Source organism: Acinetobacter sp. TY1 (assembly GCF_048551395.1).
Lineage (GTDB): Bacteria > Pseudomonadota > Gammaproteobacteria > Pseudomonadales > Moraxellaceae > Acinetobacter.
The window spans coordinates 1-3,798 of record NZ_JBLYZK010000060.1 but is presented as its reverse complement, the minus strand read 5'-3'; the positions used below and the strand labels follow the sequence as shown (position 1 = coordinate 3,798).

5 protein-coding genes and 1 pseudogene are annotated in these 3,798 nt (G+C 34.5%); 5 read left to right on the top strand and 1 reads right to left on the bottom strand.

Annotated features, from left to right (window positions below; genetic code table 11):
• Positions 1–101 precede the first annotated feature (101 nt).
• Positions 102–414: pseudogene (locus ACK2M2_RS16240) on the top strand (BrnT family toxin).
• Positions 377–691 (top strand): BrnA antitoxin family protein, encoded by a 315-nt coding sequence (locus ACK2M2_RS16235; protein WP_168387107.1) that lies wholly within the window; start codon positions 377–379, stop codon positions 689–691. The pseudogene ACK2M2_RS16240 and the gene ACK2M2_RS16235 overlap by 38 nt, the downstream one beginning before the upstream one ends.
• Positions 692–759: 68 nt before the next feature.
• Here ACK2M2_RS16235 and ACK2M2_RS16230 read toward each other — a convergent pair whose 3' ends face one another.
• Entirely contained in the window at positions 760–1,281 is a 522-nt protein-coding gene (locus ACK2M2_RS16230; protein WP_419349888.1) for a hypothetical protein, read from the bottom strand.
• A 110-nt stretch (positions 1,282–1,391) separates the two neighbouring features.
• Here ACK2M2_RS16230 and ACK2M2_RS16225 point away from each other — a divergent pair, with 110 nt between their 5' ends.
• The 3 genes from ACK2M2_RS16225 to ACK2M2_RS16215 all read left to right on the top strand — a co-directional run bounded on the left by ACK2M2_RS16225 (position 1,392) and on the right by ACK2M2_RS16215 (position 3,447).
• Positions 1,392–1,799, top strand: coding sequence for a hypothetical protein (locus ACK2M2_RS16225; protein ID WP_168387108.1), 408 nt, complete (start codon positions 1,392–1,394; stop codon positions 1,797–1,799).
• Positions 1,800–1,812: 13 nt separating this feature from the next.
• Positions 1,813–2,139: a hypothetical protein gene (locus ACK2M2_RS16220; protein WP_005098935.1), complete on the top strand. Its 327-nt coding sequence runs from the start codon at positions 1,813–1,815 to the stop codon at positions 2,137–2,139.
• A gap of 189 nt (positions 2,140–2,328) precedes the next feature.
• Complete coding sequence (locus ACK2M2_RS16215) at positions 2,329–3,447, top strand: Fic family protein (RefSeq protein WP_419349890.1); 1,119 nt, start codon at positions 2,329–2,331, stop codon at positions 3,445–3,447.
• Positions 3,448–3,798: the final 351 nt, after the last annotated feature.

The following is a 3,798-nucleotide window of genomic DNA, read 5'->3' as shown; positions in this document are numbered from 1 at the left end:
ATGTTCGATTCTGTAAGATTTTGCCAATAGAAAATGAAACACCTTTGCAAAATTTACAATTTTGTATTAACATTTTTATATTAACAAAAAGCGATGCAACTATGGAAATTGAGTTTTCATGGGATGAGCATAAAGCAGAAACAAACCTCAAAAAACATGGTGTAGCTTTTGAAGATGCAACCTTGGTTTTTTATGATGCTCATGCCGTCTTCAAACAGGATCGCTTTGAAAATGGTGAATATCGTTGGCAAGCGGATAGGTCTCGTACACGGGCAGACAGTTTTATTAGTGGCTCATACTGTACAAGATCATAATGGGATTGATCATATCCGTATTATTTCAGCACGACAGGCAGAGAAAAAAGAGAGGAAACAGTATGAAAAAAACCGTTACGTACAAAGTAGATTTGAATAAACCTCCTGTCTTATCTGAAGAACAAAAGGCAAGACTTGAGGCATTAGATAAACGCCCAGACAGTGAAATAGACTTTTCGGATATTCCTGAACTTGATGAAAGCTTTTGGAAAAATGCAGTTCAAAATCCGTTTTATAAGCCAACTAAACAAGTGACAACTGTTCGCATTGATGCCGATGTTATGCAGTGGTTAAAGGCTCAAGGTAAAGGCTATCAGACACGAATGAACAAAATTCTGCGTGATGCTATGTTGAATGATTTGAAAAATCATCCATAAAGAACGAGAACTAAGCCTTGTTCTTTATGAAGTAATATTAAGCCTGTAGATTTAAAATGACGAATAAGTTATTTTTTTAATTTTTCAATACTTCCAGGTAAAGCGAATCTTGGAGGACAGTAATCAGGTAGCTTTTCACCTAACTTCATTTTTTCATCATCAAAAGCTATTCCTGAAAATTGTAAAGACTCACCTAATCTATAAAGCTCTTTTGATTTAATATTTTTTAGACCTATCACCTTATTATAATTATCGAAAAAGACCTCATATTGTTTAGGTATGACTAGAGTATGCATAGTTTCTCTATCACCTCTTACTATGATAGATAAGCAATTATTATGAAGAGTTAAATTTCCTTGAAAGATTGCTTCTAGTTGAGCTAAATTTGGATCAAACCTTACATCTTTAGCTAAAATAAAAAATTGCTTATAGTCGCTTTTCATAGGTTTGATATTAGTATTTTCAGCGGATACTGATGGATCGATATTGGATTTATTGCTGCTGTTATTGATTTCATTAGTATCGAAAAAACAGCCATTTAGAAAAAACAAACTGAATCCTAAAATATAAAACTGAATTTTCATGCTCATGTTTTCCTCCTACCTATTTTTATAAATTTTTATACAATTCATGACCAAATTATTCTGATATGGTTTGTTTTAATTACCCTAGCATTAAATACTCATACAGGTTTCAATATATGAAAAAATTTGTATTTTTCTTAGTCAGTCCGCTTGTAGCCTGTAGTCCAATTACAGAAAAAATTGATTCAAATGTAAGTATTCCACGCATCAAATACACAGGTGGAGTGGATAATGCAAGTTATGGTGAAGCTAAGCTTATTAGGGAAGGCAAATGTTTATACCTACAACATACTGATGGCTCTAAAGTTCTGCCAATTTTTGCCACAAAAACTGTAAATTGGGATAGTAAAACTCATAGTTTAAAAGTAGATTCAGATACTTATTTTCTGGGTGATAAAGCAGCGTATGGAGGGGGACAATCTTACCCTTTAGAAAAAAACAATTATTCCTGGATAACAGAAGTAGATAATAGCTGTGATATCTCACAAGTTATCGTTATTAATAAACTCATAAGGCCAATTTAACAGAACTATCAAAATGAAGAATAGCCTATTTTACTGTCTTGTATTATTTCTACTTATAGGATGCCAGCCATTTGAAAAAACTGGATATATTTCTATTAAAAATCAGACTGATTACCCAATTACCGACCTTAAAATAACTTATATTAGCGCTCAAAAAACTTATAGTTTAGGTACTCTTTATCCTTATTCAGAATATAAATACGCCATTAATTATGAGCATCATAATGAGGATTCGATAAAACTTTCATACCTAGATAAAAGTGATAAAAAGATTAATCACGAAGTAGCTCCTTATGTAGCTAAATATGATAAGAAAAACTATGGCATAACTATTAAATAAATATATGTTTTAAATAGAATTTATAGTTAGTAATTTAACATAAAATCTCTTATGCGAAATTCGATTGTTAGCCTCCAAGTAGAAATGTCCTAGATAAAATGAGCTGATTAATCATCCCATTCGGCTCACAATATGAGCCGAATAAATGCTATATTCAACTCATCTGAAATTTTAGATGAGCGATTGAAAATGCAGGAATGGATCTGGCAAGCAGAAAACTGGACAAATTTTACATGGCTAGATTCAATTATCTTGCCTAAAACCAGACAGATACATCAAAAAATAGGGATTCTTCTTGGGCAAAGTCAGCATGATTTAGCAAAAGAACAGTTCACCCTAGATACTCTGCTTGCCAATCTTGTTGCTTCATCTGCAATTGAAAACGAAACCATCAATGTTTTTTCATTGCGATCATCTCTAGCTCAACGCTTAGGTGTCACACTTGAACAGCCTTATCCAAGCTCAGATCGATCAGAAGGTTTAGCCAATATCATGCTAGATGCGCTGAACGATGTTAAGCAACCATTGACTGTTGAGCGTCTCATGCAATGGCATCGTTGGCTTTTCAATGACCCAGATTGGACAATGCAACGTTTACGCATTGGTCAACTTCGGGGATCAGAGCCTATGCAGGTCGTTTCAGGTCGATTGGATTATCCTAAAGTACATTTTGAAGCACCGCCAAGAGAAGGCTTAGAAGAACGCTTAAATACATTCATAGCGTGGTTTAATCAAAGTCTGAATGATTCATTGCTTGATCCTCTTTTACGTGCAGGCATTACCCATTTATGGTTTGTTACCCTACATCCTTTTGATGATGGGAATGGACGTATTACACGTACACTGACAGACCTTGCCCTAGCTCAAATGGATGAACAGAGTATCCGTTTGTATGCCATGTCTACTGCGATATTGAATAAACGTAAAAGTTACTATGAGATATTAGAACACACTCAAAAAAATGATTCTGATATCACAGATTGGCTCGTTTGGTTTCTAGATACATTGAATGATAGCCTTGAAAAAACCTTAGCGCAGATCAATCGAACATTGTTTAAAAGTCAATTTTGGCATAAGTATTCAAATTTAGCCCTGAGTGAAGAACAACGCAAAGTCCTCAATCGTTTATTAGACGGTGGCGAAAATGGCTTTGAACATGGTATCAGTGCATCACAATATCAAAAGGTTGCAAAAATCAGTAAGGCAACAGCTACTCGCCATTTATCAGACTTGCTTGAGAAAGAATGTATCGTCAAATTGGAAGGTGGTGGACGTAATACACGTTATCAGATCAATACTCAGTTATAGATATTTAAGCAATAAAAAAGCCCAACATCCTGTTGGGCTTTTTTACATATTTGATGCTTTCGGTATAACTCCTGTCGTACCTGCGTCCTTGTTGTTTCTATTATTGTTCTTATCTGGAGCATCCTGCTCTCTATGTCCCCATGATAAGAAATAAGGGTGCGATCGTATAGCCGCAAAACCCCTAAATCACTGTACGCTTTGGCGTACAAAATGGAGTAAAAACTATCCCGGTTTTATCCGCAGAAATTGGGGATATTTTTGGCAATGGATTGATTGATAATACAGAAAAAAACTCAAAATTGATTAAAAAATTAATCAATTCTATTGGCAAAAGCTACCAGTTTTGCTTAA

Excerpts from the sequence above, each read along its gene's own strand:
- ACK2M2_RS16235 (WP_168387107.1), top strand. The coding sequence starts at position 377 with ATGAAAAAAACCGTTACGTACAAAGTAGATTTGAATAAACCTCCTGTC.
- ACK2M2_RS16230 (WP_419349888.1), bottom strand. The coding sequence starts at position 1,281 with ATGAGCATGAAAATTCAGTTTTATATTTTAGGATTCAGTTTGTTTTTT.
- ACK2M2_RS16225 (WP_168387108.1), top strand. The coding sequence starts at position 1,392 with ATGAAAAAATTTGTATTTTTCTTAGTCAGTCCGCTTGTAGCCTGTAGT.
- ACK2M2_RS16220 (WP_005098935.1), top strand. The coding sequence starts at position 1,813 with ATGAAGAATAGCCTATTTTACTGTCTTGTATTATTTCTACTTATAGGA.
- ACK2M2_RS16215 (WP_419349890.1), top strand. The coding sequence starts at position 2,329 with ATGCAGGAATGGATCTGGCAAGCAGAAAACTGGACAAATTTTACATGG.